The organism is uncultured Pedobacter sp. (genome assembly GCF_913776295.1).
Taxonomy (GTDB): Bacteria; Bacteroidota; Bacteroidia; order Sphingobacteriales; family Sphingobacteriaceae; genus Pedobacter.
The window spans coordinates 13,738-33,161 of sequence record NZ_CAJYOJ010000065.1 but is presented as its reverse complement, the minus strand read 5'-3'; the positions used below and the strand labels follow the sequence as shown (position 1 = coordinate 33,161).

Genomic DNA, 19,424 nt, shown 5'->3' with positions numbered 1-19,424 from the left:
AAAAAACAAAACCCCCGGATGTTTCCGGAGGTTTCGATATAATTTTTTCAATGTATTAATCTTCTGCCAAAAATGGGTAACGGTAATCAGTTGGAGGATTAAAAGTTTCTTTAATGGTACGGGGAGAAACCCAACGCAATAAATTAATCATTGCCCCGGCTTTATCGTTCGTACCCGATCCTCTTGCCCCACCAAATGGTTGTTGCCCAACTACAGCACCTGTACATTTGTCGTTAATGTAAAAATTACCAGCAGAGTTGCGTAAGGCATAACTGGCTTTTTCGATAGCATACCTATCTTGCGATAAAATAGCGCCCGTTAAGGCATACGGTGAAGTGGTGTCGATTATTTCTAAAATCTGATCAAACTCCTGGTCTTCGTATACATAAACGGATAATACCGGACCAAAAAGCTCTTCACACATGGTGGTATATTTCGGATCGTCAACCACTAGAACGGTAGGTTCTATGAAATAACCTTTGCTTTTATCATAGTTGCCACCGGCAATAACTTCTACACCTTGATCTTGTTTAGCCTGATCGATATATTTAGCCAGTTTATCGAAAGAACGCTCATCAATAACGGCATTAATAAAGTTGCCGAAATCTTCTGTTCCGCCCATTTTAAATGAGGCTAGATCTTTTAACATTAATTGTTTAATCTCCGGCCAAAGGCTTTTTGGGATATAAGTACGGCTGGCTGCAGAACATTTTTGTCCCTGATATTCGAAAGCGCCCCTAACAATTGCCGTAACCGAAGCAGCAACATCTGCACTTGGGTGAACCAGGATAAAATCTTTACCGCCCGTTTCTCCAACAATGCGTGGATATGATTTGTATTTGTGGATGTTTGTTCCGATTGTTTTCCAGATTTCCTGAAAAACTTTTGTTGAGCCTGTAAAGTGGATGCCAGCAAAATCAGCATGGTTAAAAATTACCTCGCCAACTTCAGGTCCGTCTGCAAAAATAAGATTGATTACGCCGTCAGGTAAGCCAGCTTCGCGGAAAACCTGCATAATTACATTGGCCGCATAAACTTGCGTATCTGCAGGCTTCCATACCACAACATTACCCATCATGGCCACACAGGCAGGTAAATTACCTGCAATCGCCGTAAAGTTGAAAGGTGTTAAAGCAAATATAAATCCCTCCAAAGGGCGTTGTTCTGTTCTGTTCCACATGCCATTTGGCGATACAGGCGGCTGTTGTCCATAAATATCCTGCATATAACTCACGTTAAAACGCAGAAAATCTACCAGTTCGCAAGCAGCATCAATTTCAGCCTGATAGGCATTTTTACTTTGCCCAAGCATGGTTGCCGCATTAATTTGATAGCGGTATTTAGTCGCAAACAAATCAGCAGCTTTCATAAAAATAGCAGCTCTATGTTCCCAGGCTAAAGCTTCCCAATTTGCTTTGGCTGCCAGGGCAGCGTCTATGGCTTCTTTTACATGGCCTTTATCGCCATAACTAAAGGTAGCCAGTACATGTTGATGATCGTGTGGAACCACAACTTTCTTTTTATTTTGAGTATGCACCTCTTTTCCGCCAATAAACATCGGAATATCCAATTGTTTAGCACGCGCATCGGCAATAGCCTCTTTTAAAAGCGAACGCTCTTTTGTGCCTGGTGCATAGCTGTTAATGGGCTCGTTAACCGGGGTAGGTACGTTAAAAAATCCTTTAAGCATATTTTATTTTTTATGATTTGGACAAAGATAATGCTTTTTGAGGTAGGCCATTCCATTATTCTGTAAAGAAAACAGCATAAAAATTCTACGGTGTAAAGGAATGATTATTTAGGTAATTACCGGTTTATTGTTCGTGGTGTAGGCTGTTACCAGCTGACACTAACCCTGAATCACAAGCGAAATTGCTATGATGTCAGTTGTTACCCACTGACACTTATCTGCCACCACGAGGAAAAAATAATTAATACACCAATGCCAGATACTGCCCGTGATGGCTGACACAACCTGGATTGGTTCTTTTGTAATCAACCGGATGATCAGGTAATTCGTAAATGGCTACTTTAATTTTTTCCAAATTATCATAAACAGGAGCAGCTATGGTATGTATAAATGAAGCTTGCACATTGCTCCTGGTAAAGTAAATATAGCCGTTAATGTCTACTTCACCATAATCATCAACATAAACCGTACAGCTTAAACGCTTGGGTGCAAAATCACGGATGCCTGTTTTACGGTTGTGTATTTTATAGGCAGACTCTTTCATACTCCACAAGCGCCATACCATCTCATCAGGCTTGTTTGCCGACGCGATCAATGACTGTTCTTTTGAAGTGAAAATCTTATCAAGGTAATTTTTACGTCGCCAGTTGCTTTGGATTTTGGCCAGATCCAGGTCAACAATGTCGTTACCCAGCATTTGCTTTCGATTTTTGAGCTATAATTTCGGCCGTAGCTTTTACGGTGAGCATTTTAGCCATTGAATCGTTATCTATTTCGATATTGAATTTCTCTTCAACATCCAGCACAATATCAACCAAATTGGCTGAGTTTATTTTTAAGTCTTTTATAAAATCCGTGTTTTCGTCGATCTGAGCCAATGCCGCTGCATCTTCGCTATAAGGTTCAATTATTGTTTTCAGAGCTTCGATAATTTCTTCTTTATTCATGGGAATACTTTTTAAAAATAATACAGGCGTTAATGTCGCCAAAACCAAAACTGGCTTTCGCTAAAATATTAATAGGTTGATGGATTGCCGTTTGTGGAATGCATTTTGAATCAATTAAAGCCGTAATCTCAGGGTTTAAGTCTTCGCAATTAATGTTGGGAAATATAAAACCCTCCGAAAGTTCCAGTATCGAGGCTACACATTCTATGCTTCCTGAGGCTGCGATACAATGACCAATCATACCTTTTAAGGAGTTAATGTATGGAAAACTACAATCAGATAACTGTAGGGCTGCTTTCCAGTTTTCTATTTCTAGTGCATCTTTGGTCGTGGCGGTAAGGTGGCCGTTAATCACATCAATTTCATCTGCTTCAATCCCCGCATTTTTCAATGCGGCCCGGATGCATCGCTGTACTGCTGTAGGGTTTGGAGCAGTCATAGAGCCTAAACCCCGCTGACCACCCGAATTGATATGACCGCCGCATACTTCTGCGTAAATTTTAGCTTTCCTGGCCAGTGCACTTTCAAGCGATTCCAATACCAAAGCGCCTGCACCACTTCCGGGCACGAAACCGCTTGCGGTGGCACTCATTGGCCGGCTACCTTTTTCAGGATCGTGGTTATGTTTAAATGTGCAAACTTTCATGGCATCAAAGCCACCCCAAATGTAAGGACCACTGTCGCTGGTACTCCCCGCCAACATTCTGCGGGCCTGGCCTGTTTTAATTCTTTCGTATGCCATCATGATGCTTTCCACTCCGGTTGCACAGGCAGAAGAATTGGTGCTGATCTGGTTGCCTAAACCCAGTTTTCCGCTGATAAAAGCACTCACGCCACTGGCCATGGTTTGTATCACGACCGAACTGCCCAGTTTTTTTATTTCAAGGGCATCTATTTTGTTAATGGCCCATCTGAATTTATCAATGCCAGAAGTTCCGGTTCCGAAAATGGTGCCACTATCCCAGTCGGGTTCATTATTATTTTCAATGTTTAAACCTGCATCCTTCCAGGCGTCTAAACCCGCAATAACACCGTATAAAATACCCGTGCTGTTTAAGTTACGCAATTCAAGCGGTGTAAAATATTGGCTGATCCGTTCTTCACTAAGTGGTGGTTTACCGGCAATCTGGCAAGAGAAGTTTAAAGCTTCCAGATCTGGCTGATGGCGAATGCCGGAAATCCCCTGCCTTATGGCATCTGAAAACTCATCGATGGTCGTGCCATTGGGTGCGCATACGCCTAAACCGGTAATGACTACTCTATTGTCCATTTTCTTTGGGAATTAACATGCCAGAGATATTTCCTTTGCAAACCACCTCTCCGGCTGCATTTTCCATTTTTACCTTACAGCTGAGTTTATTGAACCTAAAATACACTTTCTCGCTGGTAACCGTTACCTGTTCGCCCGGGTTAACTGGTTTTAAAAAATCAATCGCATTTGAAGTCATGGCCAGGGATATATTTTGATCAGTTTCAATGTCTTTAAGCAGGTAAATTCCCAGGCAAACCACTCCAATCTGCGCCATAGTCTCCGTAAGGATTACTGCTGGCGTAATGGGGTGATTTTTAAAATGTCCCTCATAAAAAGGCAGCTCTTTAGCATAAGTATAAGTGCCTTTGGCTCCATTTTCGTCTATATGCAATAATTCCTCAACAAAAAGAAAGGCTTTACCATAAGGCAGTTGGTTTAAAATTTCCTGTGTGGTCATGAGCAGCTGATTAAGAGAATAAATATCACCATTGTAACAGTATACGTTGGGCTGAAAACCCTGGTCCAAAGCTTAACATCAGTCCTTTTTCACCAGACGCTGGCTTTTTATCCATCATCCGCTCTAAAACATAAAGCACCGTTGCACTGCTCATGTTTCCATAAAGCCTTAATACTTCTTTGGTATCATTTATATTTTTACCGAGCTGCCCGAATAATTCTTCAACAGTTTGGATAATTTTTTTTCCTCCCGGATGGAAGATCAGATGATCGATATCTTTAATATTGAGACCGTTTTTCTGTAGAAATGGATGTATGATAGCAGGAAAATGAGTGGCAATCGTTTCCGGAACGGCCACATCCAGTACCATTTGCAATCCGGTATTGGTGAGTTTAAAGCCCATCATCTCTTCTGCATCATAAAAGTGGTACATTTCTTCGTCCAAAATTTCTGGTCCGGTATCTTCCTGATCAGAGCTTAATAACACACAGGCGGCACCATCGCCAAATATGGCCGCGCTCACGATATTGGCCATCGAAAAGTCGTTTAATTGGAAAGTTGCCGTTGGCGATTCTACCGCAATCACTGCTGCGCGCTTGCCCGGGTTGGCTTTCAGAAAATTCTTGGCATAAATCATACCCGATACACCAGCTGCACACCCCATTTCGGTTACGGGCAAACGAATAATATCCTGACGGAGTTTGAGCAGATTGATCAGATAGGCATCTAGGGAGGGGATCATGATGCCCGTGCAGCTTACGGTAATGATGTAGTCTAAATCCTGTGCCTGCCAACTGGCTTTTTCGAGTGCATTTTCCAAACATTTGGCACCTAGTTTTATGCCCTCGCGCACATAAATATCGTTTCGTTCCTCGAAACTTAAATCACTAAAAACATCTTCGGGCGACATGACCGAGTATCTTTTATCTACCGCGGCACCTTCAAAAATCTTTTTTACCTTCCTGATAAAGCGATCGTCCTGATCGATCAGCCAGCTATCTAAAAGTGGTAGAATGTCGGCTGTTGACCGCCAATACTCCGGTAAGGCTTTACTTACTGCTTTTATGGTTACGCTCATGTTGTCTTAATTATCCATTGGTAGCGGAAAGCCCATTTCCATTTGATGGAACTCGACTTTAAGTTTAATTGTTTTGTATACTTAAGTAAATCTGCTTTTTTGAACCCACGTAAAATGGATATTAGTCCATCTTCTCTCGACATATCATTTAACCGGAAAACGTAACAAAGCGCTTTAAACAGGTAATAGGCTATTGCACTTCGCTGGAGGTCATTTATCACAATGCCCATTGTTGCCGATCTTTTAAAATTGTTTAACAGCGCAACAATTTCTTCATCTTTAAAATGATGGAGCGTTAAGGTACAAAGCATAATGTCGCAAGGTTCTGTTTTACTTAAATCATCAAAAATGTCGGTACAGGCATAGGTGATGTTAGGGTAATGGGTGGATAAACTTTTCGCATGGCTGATGGTAAATTTATTAGCGTCTATACCCTTTAAAATAAAATGCAAACCTTTCTTTTTTGCGTAATCGGCCAAAGTACGTAACATATCTCCATTACCGCAGCCGATATCGGTAATACGGATTATTTGACCGGATGGTTTGCCGGCGATTAACATTTTTACCCCGGCAAGGGTAACTTTATTGCCACCAAGAAGCTGGTTGATGCTGGCTATTTTGTCAAGCGCATCGCGCAATATTTCACCTTCCATGGCAAAATCATCCATAATCTCTGGCGCGGTGCTTCTAAATCTGGTATCTACTGACATTTATGATGAAACTTTAATGGGCTTACCATGTGTTTTTTTGATTATTGTATGAAGTAAAAAGGGCATTTTAATCAATGTGTTGATCGCTAAACTTTCCAATTTTGGATTCCTAAGTAACGATGCCAACATTCTGCCCATTTTTAACCGGCTTTTAAATTCCCTGCTCCAGTATGCGGTATAATTTTTTTCCAGTGCCTCACGCGAATTAATTTTGCCCCCGATCCTTTGGTGCAAAAGTTCTGAGACAATTTTGGCTGCGTGAATGGCCATGGCCATTCCGTTGCCGCAAAGCGGATGGATTAAGCCCGCAGTATCGCCAATCATTAAAATGTGGTTATACACAGGTTCTTTACGCTCAAAAGAAACCTGACTAATGGTTAACGGGGTGTCGAATAAGCAATTCGCATTTTCGAAAATATCTTTTAGGTACTTGTTTTTATATAGCATGTTTTCCTGAAAGGCAATTAAGTTTTTATGTTTTTTGAACCGCTCGTAATCCGCAAGGTAACAGATGTTCACGCGATTGCCTTCAACTTTCGAAACACCACAATACCCGCCTTCAAAATTGTGCAGGCTAACCAGATGATTAGGAAAATCGGCTTGGTAATGTGCTTTAACGGCCAGATATGGCGATTGCTTATCCATAAAACTTCGGTTTAATTTAACATCAATGGCCGATCGTTTTCCATATGCGCCAATTACGTAACGGGCGTTAAAGGTATGATTTGTAGTGGCTACTTTAAATTGGTTATTGGCAAAATTTATTTCCACAACGCGATCATGAACAATGTTTACCTTTCTCCTGATCAGTTCGGTATACAAGTAACCATCTAGTGTATATCTGCTCAAACCAAAACCGCCCAATGGCAATTGAGTCTGAATACTTTTCCCAAGCTCTGAGGTAAAAAATAATTCACTGATCAATGTTGGCGCCAGACTTTCAATATCCAGGCCAAGCCATTTAAAATAAGGGGTAACTTCGTTCGAAATATATTCACCGCACACTTTATGGTGGGGATAAGTATCTTTCTCAATCAACGTAATCGCTAAACCCAACTTATTTAGATGAAGTCCAGCTGTTAAACCTGCTAGCCCACCCCCAATAATTAAAATTTCTGTTTCGGCCTGCATAAAATAAGATGGAACACTAATATAACGAATTAATAAAGGGTTTGTTCCATGATTGCGTTTTTAACCACAGAGGGAGTGGAGAAAAAACACTGAGGATACCGAGTGGCAGAAATAGCTTTACGATTACATCGTAAAATGATTTTGCTTAGCCACAGAGATTATCGAGAGACACGAAGCACACACAGAGCTGGGTTTATAATATTGTGCGCGATCAAATGTTGTCATCTGAGGGTTTTTGTTTGTCTCAGCAATAGTTTACGATTACATCGTTTAAAACGATGGGTTATTCAATGCCCGTTAGAAACGTGCGTTAGCTTAATCCATTACCGCTCACTTCTTTCTTCCATATTCAAATCCGTATCAAACGGACTTTTGGTAAAAGGATAAATGGTCTGATTAACAAAACCTTTCGGATAAGAAGCTTCGTGCACACCGGTTCCGGCAGGCCATTCTTTGCCTGGCAAATAATAGGTGCCGAACATCATATCAATAAAAGGGAATATTGAAGCGAAATTATGGCCATAATATTTAGGGTCTTCACAATGGTGCCAATGGTGGTATTGAGGTGTGGTGAATATGTATTTTAACGGGCCAAAGTTAATCCGGGTATTGGCATGGATTAGTACCGCATGGATAGCTATAAAGATAATGTACACGTTGAAAACCGTAGCTGAAAAGCCCAGAATGTACAGCGGAATGAAAGTCATGGCTCTTGTAAAAAAGATATCGATAAAATGGGTACGGCTTCCGGCCAGCCAATCCATATTTTGTGTAGAGTGGTGGATGGAATGAAAACGCCACAACGCCACCCGGGTATGGAAAAAGCGGTGTGCCCAGTATTGAAACAGATCGGTACTAAAAAAAGCCAAAAACAGCGCTACTGCAAATGGCAGATTTTGGATCCAGGTATGCAGTTGATCTAATCCCATCCAGCCAAAAAAGAGTACGGCAGGTTTCTGGGTTACAATGCCAAAAAACTGAATAAACAAATGGCTCACTACAAAATAGGTTAAGTCCGTACGCCATTCTTCGTGAAATTTGGTCTGGTCGGTATTTTTCGGAAAAAATAATTCCAGCGGAACAAAAATGGCCACCATGAGCAGTAAATCTAAAATCATCCAGTCTAAGCCAAAATGCCAGCTCGATTTGGCCACATCCCTGCCCTGAACCGTTACCGCACCTAATAAAACCGCTAAAGCGGTCAGCAGAAAACCTGGCCAGGCCCACTTTAACTTTTTGCTTAAAATAATACTCAGTGCCGAAAAGAAAAAGGCCGCAATTACACCGCCCAACATCAAAATTTCTACACTTTCTTTGGTATAAACCTCACGAAATTCCGGAGTGGTAAGTTTCTCAGGATAATGAAAACAAAGGATGCCAAGTATGACCAAAACGGCTAAAAAAATAGAAATATAGCCACTAATCTGGCCCTGACCGACTACTAGTCGCTTATTTAGAGACATGTTTTTATGTTTTTGATAGAACAACAAGTATAAAAATAAAATTTTGCCCTGTCAATTTAAATCGTCACTGTATCCTGGATATCGGGCAAACATTTTTAAATGGTAAAGGTTCATTTAGTGGGCGTTGCCTAAAGCAATGCCTTTCTTTTTTAAATAATCAGTAATTTTGAAAATACGACACTATGTTAGTTAATTATCTACGTCTTTTATTGCTCCCTTTTTCAATGGTTTATGCCATGGCCATTATACTTCGGAAAAAGCTTTACGATTGGGGAATGATGCGCAGCGTATCGTTTAATCTACCCATTATTTGCGTAGGTAACCTTGCTGTTGGTGGTTCAGGAAAAACGCCCACTACCGAATACCTGGTCAGGTTACTCGCAGATTATAAGGTAGCTATTTTAAGCCGGGGTTATGGACGTAAAACCAAAGGTTTTATCCTGGCGGATGATCAGGCTACTGCCGGAACGATTGGGGATGAACCGTTACAATATTACCAGAAATTTAAGCAGGTTACGGTGGCCGTATGTGAAGACCGGGTAAAAGGTGTGAAAAAATTGCAAAACAATCATGATGTAATTATTCTGGATGACGCTTTTCAGCACCGGGCCATTAAGGCCGGATTAAATATCTTGCTTTTCGAGTTCAGGAAACTGGGTACTTTACAGTTTTTGCTGCCTGCGGGTAATTTAAGGGATGTTTTCTCTTCGCGCAAAAGAGCCGATGTGCTTTTGGTTACTAAATCGCCCGTGCCTTTACTGCATGTAGCGCAACAGGCATCGGTAAACGAACTGCAACCAACCGTAGATCAGCCCGTATTACATTCTTACCTAAAATATGGCGATCTGATCCATTTATATCACAACGAAAGTAAAAGGCTTGGGGCAATTAAAGATTTCGAAATTTTTCTCCTCACCGGAATCGCAAATCCCGATCCGTTAATTGAAGAACTCGAAAAATATGCTGAAAACATTAAACACGAAAAATTTCCTGATCATTATGCATTCAAAACTGATGATCTTAAGAAATTTAAATCAGCTTTTATGGCCAGCGATAAAAAAGATAAAATCATTATCACAACAGAAAAGGATAGCAAACGTTTAAGAGCTACCGGATTTGAAGATTTACTGGTAGATTTACCCATATATTATTTACCTATTGAGGTTGAATTATTTGAAGAAGATAAGAGTACCTTTGACGAACTCATTTTAAATTATGTTAAGAGCAATAGAAGAAACCGTTGAATATATCAAACGTAAAACTGAGAACTTTAAGCCAGAAATAGGTATTATTTTAGGCACCGGCCTGGGTGGTTTGGTAAAAGAAATCGAGATAGAACATCAACTGATGTATTCTAACATTCCCAATTTTCCGATTTCCACTTTAGAGTTCCACAGCGGGAAACTGATTTTCGGAACATTAAACGGGAAGAAAATTATAGCCATGCAAGGCCGGTTACATTATTATGAAGGTTATAGCATGCAACAGATTACCTTTCCGGTGCGGGTAATGAAAGGCTTGGGTATCGAAAATTTAATTGTATCTAATGCTGCGGGTTCATTAAATCCTGAATTTAAAAAAGGTGATTTGATGATTATCGACGATCATATCAACTTACAGCCAGATAACCCCTTACGTGGTTTAATTGAAAGCGAATTAGGGCCACGCTTCCCGGATATGAGTCAGCCTTACAAGCGCGATATCATAGCCAAAGCATTGGAAATAGCTAAAAGTGTAGATATCAAATGCCATAAAGGAGTATATGTCGCCGTTTCCGGTCCAAATTTAGAAACCAAGGCCGAGTACAGATACCTGCGTTTAATTGGCGCTGATGCCGTGGGTATGAGTACTGTGCCAGAAGTTATTGTAGCCAACCATGCCGGTTTGCCTGTTTTTGCCATTTCCGTGTTAACTGATGAAGGTTTTCCGGAAGATCTGCAGCCTTTTGATTTAGATGAAATTTTAGCCGCCGCAGCCAAAGCCGAACCTAAGATGACTGAGATTTTAACCCGCTTAATTTCTGAATTGTAAGATGCATAAAGCTGTTAAAATCTGTTTTTTTCTCTTACTGCTTTTAGGTGTGAACAAAGCCTTTGCACAAGATTTGAAAACTAGTGTTGGTACCAATAAAGAACTCGATTCAGTAAGGAAAAAGCTGGATGGGGGTAAAGATTCGGTCGTTTTTACCGCGAAGTACATTCGTTACACCAAGCTGTCTTTAACCAAAGATAGCATTGTGCTGTTGCCGCTTGATACGTCAACCGTAAATATTCAGAATTATAGCCCGCTTTTGCAGCCTACCCATCCAACCATTAACAATGGTAACATGGGGCTTTCGGCCAGGCCTTTACTGTACGAACCTGGTAAGCGTATTGGTTTTGATCCGGGCTTTCATTCACTCGATTACTATGCTTTAACGCCTGATGATATCATTTACTATCAGGCCAGAACACCTTTTACCAGCTTGTATTTTGTGAGTGCAGGCCAAAAAGAACAGCTTTTTAGGGCTATCCATACACAGAACATTAAAAAGAACTGGAATGTTGGGGTTAACTTTAACCGTGGCGATTCAAAAGGGTTTTATTCGAGGCAGCGAGGCGATAATTTGAATGTTGCTATATTTTCATGGTACCAATCGCCTGGCAAACGTTATAATATGTGGGCATCGGCAATTTTTAACACCATGCGGGCCTACGAGAATGGTTCTACCGTAGCTACAGGATTATTTGATCCTGATTATTCTAAAATTTCAAGAGAAGCGGAGCCTGTAAATTTATCAGACGCCAGAAATTTGTACCGGAAAAATACCATTTTTTTGAAACAAACCTATTATGTAGGCAGAATAGATACCGCTACAAATGTTAATAACGCAGTTTTACCTACAAATAAGGTGTCGTATACATTTGAGTATAATAACGATAGTTATGATTTCTATAAAAACGGAACGGACGCCAATAATGTGCTCCCTCCCGGAATGTCAAGTACAACCTATACCAATGATTCTACCCATGTAAAACACATCAAAAATGAATTTATCTATAGTTTCTTTTTAAGACCCAAAAATACTTCGGTTATTAAAAATGAATTAAAGGTTGATGCGGGGGTAAGGCACGATTATTATACACATGAATACCTGGGTTTAAAGCAAGACGGCACCAGTTATGAGCAAAGCAGGTTCGCCTATCAGAACATTACCATTTTAGGCGCGGCGGGCTATCGGTTTTCCAATAACATTGACTTCAATTTAGATGTACAGCAAATTTTGCAGGGGGAAAACGCAGGTGATTATCTATACGAGGCAAAAAGCAAAATTCTATTAGGCAAAACCATTGGCCGGATTGAGCTGGGTGCCTACGCGCAGAACCAAACACCGGCAGCTATTTTTAATTATTATCATGGCAATCATTACCAGTGGACAAACAATGATTTTAAGAATACAAAAATTGCCAATTTATCTTTCAATTATATCAATGATAAGTATGGTTTTACTGCAGGTGCCAAATATTACTTAACCAGTAATTATCTTTATTTTACTGCAGACCTAACCAATAACACAACTGCTATTTTGCCAAAACAGGCTACTGCAGATATTAGTTTGATCAGGTTGGATGTATCTAAGAAAACCCGGTTCGGTAAATTTGTAATGGAAAACTATATCGCTTATCAGAAAACAGATAAAAATGCGGTATTAAGAACACCAGAGCTTTATACTTATAACAGCATCTATTTTGATAATACTTTCTTTAAAGTATTAAAAGCTAATATCGGATTTGACGTAAGGTACAATTCTGAATATGCAAATTACTTATATTCACCTGCTACGGCACAATTTTATATTGACGAGCGCAATCCAACAAAGCTGCAATCAAGGCCAATAGTTGATGCTTTTTTTAAAGCGAATTTGAAAAGAGCCAATATTTTTGTGAAGTATGATTTTATAAACCAGGGACTCTTCCAACCAGGTTATTATACGGTAAACCGATATCCTATGCAAGATGCCTTATTGAAATTTGGCGTAAGCTGGAATTTCTACGATTAATAACATGATTAGTTATATAAAAAAACCTTCCCGATTTAACATCGGGAAGGTTTTTGTTTTTCATAGGTATGGTATAAACTAGAATGAATAACCTACTGTGAATCCTAATACACGGTTAGTTAATTTTGCATCAGAGTTACCGCGGCTATCTTTAGGAATTAAGTTCGAAAGTCCTAAACCGTAGTTGGCACCCACTAAAAAACCAGAATTTGTACGGTAAGCTAAACCGAAGTTGGCACCAAACTCTGTACCGCTAAAATCTTTATCATTTGATGAACCAAATTTTAGATCGTTTTCGTCTGACCTGTTAGCTACTGTAGATGTATTGGTATTATTGTTCAAGGTAGTAACAGACGATTCTTGTTTAGTTTTACCTGAAATGTTGAAACCAATGTATGGGCCTGCAGAAACCTGTACAGCGCCAGCATTACCAGTAGGAATTCTTAGCACTGCATTTACAGGAACTTCAATTGCCATCAGGTTAATTTTGTTGGTGCTTGCGGTAGTAATGGTATTGGCACCAACCGTAGCAGAACTGGTGGATTCGGATTTAGTACCTTTATTCTGTAAGGATACACCTGGTTGAATAAAGAAATTGTTTCCTACACCGAAATCAGCAAATGCTGTTACATTGAAACCAACATTGTCCTTTGCATTGTCGTTGAATGATGTACTTCCATCAGTACCGCTGGCGTGAAATCTTGCCAGGTTTACTCCCGCTTTTATTCCAAATCTGGCGTCACTACCTGTCATGGTGTTCTGAGCGAAAGCAGCTGTTGCTAATAAAACTACTGAAGCACTTAATAATAACTTTTTCATGATATTTTTCTTTATAAAAATCTTGTTTAAATTACAGGTATCACCTGTTCGTTAATTGCCTCTGCTAAACCAAAAGCTGTGCCAAAGTATCAAGTGTGTTACATTTTGCCGGCTAAATTGTTGGTTATCAGTATGATTTTTATGAGTATCAGGTATGGTTGTCCTCCAGGTGGGGATTGGTATACGAAACTATTTACTGTACACATAACAGGAATACAGCGGCAGATTGAACATTTTTAAAACTAAAGGGAATAATGGCAGCGCTTTGAATTAAGTTTTTTGAGGTTTCTTTTTGGCCGCCGGAAAAAGTACGTTATTAAGGATTAAACGATATCCAGCTGAATTCGGATGCAGGTTCAAATCGGTTGGTGGATCACCTACAGCGTGCTGATAATCTTCCGGATCGTGTCCGCCATAAAAGGTAAACTGGCCTTTGCCAATTTCGCCATGTAGATATCGCACCTCTGCGGCACCCTTGTTTTCGCCCAGAACGGTCACACTTGTTTTAACCAGGCTTTTTTTAAAGGCTGTGGTTTGCCCCATAAAACCTTTAATTACCTTGTCATGGTCCTGGGTAAGCATCGTTGGCACCAGATCCCACTTCGCCGAAAAATCAAATAAAGTAAAATAATCGTTAGCCTGGTTCAGGGTACGGGTTTGGGTCACATCAATATCCGAAAATTCGTAATTCATGGGATTGTTATCGAGTCTGAAATTCTGAAAAGCGAGCGTTTTGTCAAAATCAAGCTTCGATTGTGCATTGGGGTCGGCCGGATCCCCGTCAAACATCTGCGCGCAAATATCTACACCTTCTGCAGCCAGGGCAATGTCGAAACTATCGGTGCCAGAACACATGGCAAACAAAAAACCACCGCCGGCACAATACTCCTTAATATGTTTGGCCACTGCCAGTTTCATTTCAGATACTTTTTTATAACCCATTCTTTTCGCCAATGCTTCCTGGTTTTTAACATCTTCCTGGTACCAGGTGGCATACCTGAAATTAGCCCAAAAACGGCCATACTGTCCGGTAAAATCTTCATGGTGCAGGTGCAGCCAATCGTATTTGTTTAATTTATCCTGAAGGATATCATCATCATAAATGACATCGTATGGTATTTCTGCGTAGGTTAAAACAAGCGTAACCGCGTCGTCCCATGGCAATTTGCTTTTCGGAGAGTATACGGCAATTTTGGGTGTCTTTTCCAGTTTAACCATGTCCATATTCACGGCAGGGTCGCTGATTTCGTTTAAAAGACCGGTCACCTTTCCATCGGCCATTACTTCGTAAGATATACCGCGGATTTTAAGTTCATCTTCGACTACTTTATTGTATTTAATTAAAAAGCTGCCGCCACGATAATTTAAAAGCCAGTCAACCTCCAATTGTTTGCTGATGGTCCAATACGCAATACCATACGCTTTAAGATGGTTTTTTTGGTCTTCATCCATATAAATCAACAGGGAAGAAGCCCTAAGCCCAAGAGAGCAAAGCAGGCAGATGAGCAGGATATAATATTTCTTTATCAAATCGGTATACTTAAAATACTAAAATACCGTATTTAAACGGGATGGAAAAATTTAATGATGTTATAAGTTATACAATTTTGCTATTTTTGCCGTCTACTTTTAAAAAAAAATTTTTTTAAGCCATATAATTTAAAATTAGTACCGATATTAATATGAGTAAAGCAATAATAAAAACAGAAAAAGGTAACATGACCGTAGAGTTTTACGAGAATGATGCGCCGAAAGCCGTTGCAAACTTTAAAAAATTAGCTAAAGAAGGCTTTTATGATGGTGTAACATTTCACCGTGTAATCCCTAACTTTATGGTTCAGGGCGGATGTCCAAACTCAAAGGATCCGGCTAAAGCACATTTGGCTGGTACCGGTGGTCCGGGTTATAAAATTGATTGCGAACTGGATGGCGAAAACCAATATCACGATCGTGGTGTGCTATCTATGGCCCATGCCGGCCGTAATACCGGTGGTTCACAGTTTTTTATCTGTCATAGCAGAGCAAACACCGCTCATTTAGATCGCAACCATACTTGCTTTGGTAAAGTTATAGAGAATGTGGATCTTGTTGATGATATTCGCCAGGGTGATAAGATTGTAAATATTGAAGTTTTAGAAGATTAAGAGCGCAGGGTGTTTGGTGGTAAGCGTTTAAAGCGCTACGCCAGGTGCTCAGTAAGGGTTTTTAAACATTAAATATATTATGCGTTTGGCGGTAGACAATTTATTTCGCTAACCCCCAACCGCTAAACACACATCATATGAACTTAAGAGGAATAGTTGCCGTATCTGGCAGACCGGGATTATTTAAACTGGTAGGACAAAATAAGGTGGGTTACATTTTAGAAAGCTTAGATGCACAAAAAGCTAAAATTGTAGCCAACATCACCAATACAAAATTAGCTTCGTTAGAAGATATTACGGTATATGGTGAAGAGGAAGAAATTAAATTGGCTGATATTTTTGCCGAAATTGCAGCTAAAGGAAGTACCCCTGATCTTAAAGGCGATTTACGTCCTTTCTTTTTGGAAGTTGCTCCAGGCCACGATCAGGAAAAAGTTTATGCTTCGGATATGAAAAAAATCATTACCTGGTATAACTTGCTTAAAGATCTTCCTTTGTTTACGGAAGAAGCACCTGAAACACCGGCACCAGCTGCAGAAGCTAAATTAGCTGAAGAGAAAACGGCTGATAAAAAAGTAAAAGCTACAGGCGCCAAGGCGGCAGCCAGTGCAAAAGCAACTACCAAAACTTCAGCTCCGGCTAAAAAAGCTAATATGACCAGTAAGAAAGGCGTTTAAGCTGTAATAAAGGGAAACATAAAAAACACCAGGCAGCTTGTCTGGTGTTTTTTTATGCGCTTAACCAAAATACCAGATCAATCCGCCGATAATCAATGAAATGATAATGCTGATCCATAAGTATTTGTTGCTGCCACCCTGGCGGCTCTTGTACCTGTATTCCCGTTTATATTTATCTAGTAACATCGTGTCTTTTTATTTAATGATGATTTTTATTTCCGTTTTCCATATCACATCAAAATAGCCCATCTCGAGCATTTTCCCTCGCTAGGCGTGATGATACGGTTCCCCCTTTAAGATACTAAATCCGCGATAAAGCTGCTCCACAAAAAATAGCCTGATCATCTGGTGCGAAAAAGTCATATCTGATAACGAAATCAAGCCATTTGCCCGTTTATAAATACTTTCTTCAAATCCGTAAGGCCCCCCAATAATAAATATTACATGTTGAACACTGCCAATCATCTGTTTGTTTAAATAATTGGAAAACTCAACCGATGAGTACTTTTTTCCTTTCTCATCCAGCAAAATCACCATGTCGCCGTTACTGATCTGCTTGTGTAGGAGTTCTGCTTCTTTTGCTTTTTGTTGTGCTTCACTCAGGTTCTTAACATTTTTTACATCAGGTATGGCTAGAAAATTAAAATTTATATAATGCTTAAGGCGGTTGATGTATTTATCAATTCCCTCAATTAAATATTTATCTTCGGTTTTGCCAATGGCGATCAGGGTAATCTTCATTTAATATTTTGCCTATCTTTAGGATTTCGAACTTCAAACTTAGAGAAAATTGTAACAAAAAAGACAATCTATCGATCTGATCACTTCGGAAATATATAGAATAAAATCATGCAGAAATTACAAGAAGCCATTATAGCCGGTTACCAGGAGAAAATAAATGAAGTGACTACCAATATCGATCGGACAAAAAAACTGATCGATCAGCTATCTTTCTTACGCATCGGTTTGTTCCTCAGTGAAATTTTATTTTTTGTGTTGCTGCTGCGTTCGGCAGATGATAGCCTCAGGACATTAATCGAAATTTGCTTATTGGTACCAATAATTGCCTTTGCGATTGTTGTACGCAGACAAAGCCGGCTAGATCGTCAAATCGAGTATAAAAAACAGCTTTTATGGGTGTATCAGAACGAATGGAATATTTTAAATGGTATCGCTAATGGGTACGACCATGGTAAGGCTTTCGAATCTGAGCAGCATCCTTATACTGCTGATCTTGATATTTTCGGACCTGCATCGCTGTTTGCCCTCATTAACCGTTGCAGTACCAAAACAGGCAATATGCTGCTGGCTAAAAATTTTGCGGAAAAATCGACGAGGACGAGGATATTGCTCCGACAGGAAGCCATAATAGAAATAACAGATAAAATAGCAGAAACCTATAGTTTTAGGGCTAACCTCCATGGTTACGATCCTGATAAAATAGAACTGATCAAAATGCAGTTAAAGAGCCAACTGGGTGAACAGTTGAGCTTTGTTAAAGGAACTTTTATGCGGTTTTATGTGACACTGGTGCCCTATATTTCTATCGCTGTAGTGCTGGCCGCACTTTTGGTCAGTAGTGTTTTCTGGAAAATATTGGCGCTTTTAGTAGTGATCCATATCGGGTGGAATGTATTGCTGGGTTCAAAAATCAACAAAGTGTTTTATAGCTTCGGTGGAAGTTCGAACCTGCTAAACGGCTATGCAAGCGCTATTTTATGGGCAGAGAACCAAAATTGGAAAAGCAGCTATACAAAAAGTTTACTTGATTCAAAAAATGTTGTAAGTAGGGAAATTAAAGCGCTAACGAAGATTATCGAGAATTTTGATGCCAGGCTAAATATCATTGTAGGAGGCGTTCTCAATGCCCTTTTACTCTGGGATTTAAAATGTTGTATTAATTTAGATATTTGGTACAAATCATCGTCGGAAGATGTAATTGCTGCGCTTGATCACCTGGGCGATTTCGAAGAACTGATTTCGCTGGCCACAACAGCTTACAATCAGCCAGATTGGGTATTTCCGGTCATTACCGATCAATTTGAACTGGCTACCACTCATATTGGCCATCCGCTTATTCATAGTCAATTGAGGGTAAATAATGATTTTCGGGTGGAGGCAAAACCCACAGTTGATATTGTGACCGGCTCTAATATGGCAGGTAAGAGTACTTTTTTGCGTACTTTGGGGATTAATATGGTATTGGCTTACGCAGGTGCCCCGGTTTGCGCACAGAATATGCAATTATCGGTTTTTTCGATCAATACCTATATGCGGATCAAAGATTCAATAAACGAAAGTACTTCTACTTTTAAGGCAGAACTTAACCGTTTGAAAATGATCCTGGACAATGTGGTAAAAGATAAAGATACTTTTGTATTGATTGATGAAATGCTTCGTGGTACCAATAGCCGCGATAAATATTTAGGATCGAAGGTTTTTATACAAAAGCTGATTGCTGAAAAAACACCTGCTCTTTTTGCAACCCATGATCTGCAACTGGCCGATCTGATTATCGATCATCCTGAAGCAGTCCGCAATTTCCATTTTGATATCCAGATTACTGACGGAGAAATGAGATTCGATTATCTGCTAAAACATGGGCCGTGCAAAACTTTTAATGCAGCTATCTTGCTTCAGGAAATTGGCTTAAAGCTGTAAGTGGTGTCAGATGTTTCCATCTGAAACTTATTTAAACCAGTCCGGTGGTAACACCAGACTGCACTAACCCCAGGTAAAAAGCACAACGAGCTTATACATTTGTGGTGTCAGATGTTTCCATCTGACACTTATTTAAACCAGTCAGGTGGTAACACCAGACTGCACTAACCCCAGGTAAAAAGCACAATGAGCTTATACATTTGTGATGTCAGATGTTTCCATCTGACACTTATTTAAACCAGTCCGGTGGTAACACCAAACTGCACTAACCTTACGTAAAAAGCACAACGAGCTTATATGTTTAAAATTATTTGTGGTGTCAGATGTTTCCATCTGATAGTTATTTAAACCAGTCA

General features: G+C 39.9%; 19 protein-coding genes. 6 read left to right on the top strand and 13 right to left on the bottom strand.

Features of this window, described 5'->3' with window-relative positions; genetic code table 11:
- Positions 1 to 55: 55 nt before the first annotated feature.
- The 9 genes from pruA to QZ738_RS14395 all read right to left on the bottom strand — a co-directional run bounded on the left by pruA (position 56) and on the right by QZ738_RS14395 (position 8,728).
- Entirely contained in the window at positions 56 to 1,690 is a 1,635-nt protein-coding gene (gene pruA / locus QZ738_RS14435; RefSeq protein ID WP_293788463.1) for an L-glutamate gamma-semialdehyde dehydrogenase, read from the bottom strand.
- A 241-nt stretch (positions 1,691 to 1,931) separates the two neighbouring features.
- A complete protein-coding gene (locus QZ738_RS14430) occupies positions 1,932 to 2,387 on the bottom strand; it encodes a 4'-phosphopantetheinyl transferase superfamily protein (RefSeq protein WP_293788462.1) in 456 nt (151 codons plus the stop codon).
- The gene (locus QZ738_RS14425) at positions 2,377 to 2,637 is read right to left on the bottom strand and encodes an acyl carrier protein (RefSeq protein ID WP_293788461.1); all 261 of its coding nucleotides are present in this window, start codon (positions 2,635 to 2,637) and stop codon (positions 2,377 to 2,379) included. The genes QZ738_RS14430 and QZ738_RS14425 overlap by 11 nt, the downstream gene beginning before the upstream one ends.
- The gene (locus QZ738_RS14420; protein WP_293788460.1) at positions 2,630 to 3,907 is read right to left on the bottom strand and encodes a beta-ketoacyl synthase; all 1,278 of its coding nucleotides are present in this window, start codon (positions 3,905 to 3,907) and stop codon (positions 2,630 to 2,632) included. Before QZ738_RS14420 ends, QZ738_RS14425 begins: the two co-directional genes overlap by 8 nt.
- A complete protein-coding gene (locus QZ738_RS14415) occupies positions 3,897 to 4,346 on the bottom strand; it encodes a 3-hydroxyacyl-ACP dehydratase FabZ family protein (RefSeq protein WP_293788459.1) in 450 nt (149 codons plus the stop codon). Before QZ738_RS14415 ends, QZ738_RS14420 begins: the two co-directional genes overlap by 11 nt.
- A gap of 25 nt (positions 4,347 to 4,371) precedes the next feature.
- Positions 4,372 to 5,424, bottom strand: coding sequence for a type III polyketide synthase (locus QZ738_RS14410; protein ID WP_293788458.1), 1,053 nt, complete (start codon positions 5,422 to 5,424; stop codon positions 4,372 to 4,374).
- A complete protein-coding gene (locus QZ738_RS14405) occupies positions 5,421 to 6,134 on the bottom strand; it encodes a methyltransferase domain-containing protein (RefSeq protein ID WP_293788457.1) in 714 nt (237 codons plus the stop codon). The genes QZ738_RS14410 and QZ738_RS14405 overlap by 4 nt, the downstream gene beginning before the upstream one ends.
- Positions 6,135 to 7,265, bottom strand: a complete 1,131-nt coding sequence (locus QZ738_RS14400) for an FAD-dependent monooxygenase (protein WP_293788456.1) — start codon at positions 7,263 to 7,265, stop codon at positions 6,135 to 6,137.
- A gap of 323 nt (positions 7,266 to 7,588) precedes the next feature.
- Positions 7,589 to 8,728: a sterol desaturase family protein gene (locus QZ738_RS14395; RefSeq protein WP_293788455.1), complete on the bottom strand. Its 1,140-nt coding sequence runs from the start codon at positions 8,726 to 8,728 to the stop codon at positions 7,589 to 7,591.
- Positions 8,729 to 8,910: 182 nt separating this feature from the next.
- Here QZ738_RS14395 and lpxK point away from each other — a divergent pair, with 182 nt between their 5' ends.
- From lpxK to QZ738_RS14380, 3 genes are read left to right on the top strand one after another with little or no spacing between them, the layout of a single operon-like run.
- Positions 8,911 to 9,972, top strand: coding sequence for a tetraacyldisaccharide 4'-kinase (gene lpxK, locus QZ738_RS14390; protein ID WP_293788454.1), 1,062 nt, complete (start codon positions 8,911 to 8,913; stop codon positions 9,970 to 9,972).
- Positions 9,944 to 10,759, top strand: coding sequence for a purine-nucleoside phosphorylase (locus tag QZ738_RS14385; RefSeq protein ID WP_293788453.1), 816 nt, complete (start codon positions 9,944 to 9,946; stop codon positions 10,757 to 10,759). Before lpxK ends, QZ738_RS14385 begins: the two co-directional genes overlap by 29 nt.
- Before the next feature lies 1 nt (position 10,760).
- Complete coding sequence (locus QZ738_RS14380) at positions 10,761 to 12,767, top strand: putative porin (RefSeq protein ID WP_293788452.1); 2,007 nt, start codon at positions 10,761 to 10,763, stop codon at positions 12,765 to 12,767.
- A 78-nt stretch (positions 12,768 to 12,845) separates the two neighbouring features.
- On the opposite strand, the gene QZ738_RS14375 is transcribed toward QZ738_RS14380, so the two are convergent.
- Positions 12,846 to 13,586, bottom strand: a complete 741-nt coding sequence (locus QZ738_RS14375; RefSeq protein ID WP_293788451.1) for a porin family protein — start codon at positions 13,584 to 13,586, stop codon at positions 12,846 to 12,848.
- A 270-nt stretch (positions 13,587 to 13,856) separates the two neighbouring features.
- Positions 13,857 to 15,038 (bottom strand): asparagine synthetase B, encoded by a 1,182-nt coding sequence (locus QZ738_RS14370; RefSeq protein ID WP_293788529.1) that lies wholly within the window; start codon positions 15,036 to 15,038, stop codon positions 13,857 to 13,859.
- 230 nt (positions 15,039 to 15,268) lie between these two features.
- On the opposite strand from QZ738_RS14370, the gene QZ738_RS14365 reads away from it, so the two are divergent.
- Positions 15,269 to 15,730, top strand: a complete 462-nt coding sequence (locus QZ738_RS14365) for a peptidylprolyl isomerase (protein WP_205058801.1) — start codon at positions 15,269 to 15,271, stop codon at positions 15,728 to 15,730.
- Between the two features lie 137 nt (positions 15,731 to 15,867).
- Entirely contained in the window at positions 15,868 to 16,407 is a 540-nt protein-coding gene (locus QZ738_RS14360) for a DUF5606 domain-containing protein (RefSeq protein WP_293788450.1), read from the top strand.
- Positions 16,408 to 16,467: 60 nt separating this feature from the next.
- Here the strand turns inward: QZ738_RS14360 and QZ738_RS14355 are convergent, their stop codons facing one another.
- Both QZ738_RS14355 and rlmH read right to left on the bottom strand, forming a co-directional pair.
- Positions 16,468 to 16,593, bottom strand: coding sequence for a hypothetical protein (locus QZ738_RS14355; RefSeq protein WP_262987382.1), 126 nt, complete (start codon positions 16,591 to 16,593; stop codon positions 16,468 to 16,470).
- An 81-nt stretch (positions 16,594 to 16,674) separates the two neighbouring features.
- On the bottom strand, positions 16,675 to 17,148 hold the full coding sequence (gene rlmH / locus QZ738_RS14350; protein ID WP_293788449.1) for a 23S rRNA (pseudouridine(1915)-N(3))-methyltransferase RlmH: 474 nt from the start codon (positions 17,146 to 17,148) through the stop codon (positions 16,675 to 16,677).
- Between the two features lie 108 nt (positions 17,149 to 17,256).
- Between rlmH and QZ738_RS14345 the strand changes: the two genes are divergently transcribed.
- Positions 17,257 to 19,068, top strand: coding sequence for a DNA mismatch repair protein MutS (locus QZ738_RS14345; protein WP_293788448.1), 1,812 nt, complete (start codon positions 17,257 to 17,259; stop codon positions 19,066 to 19,068).
- Positions 19,069 to 19,424: the final 356 nt, after the last annotated feature.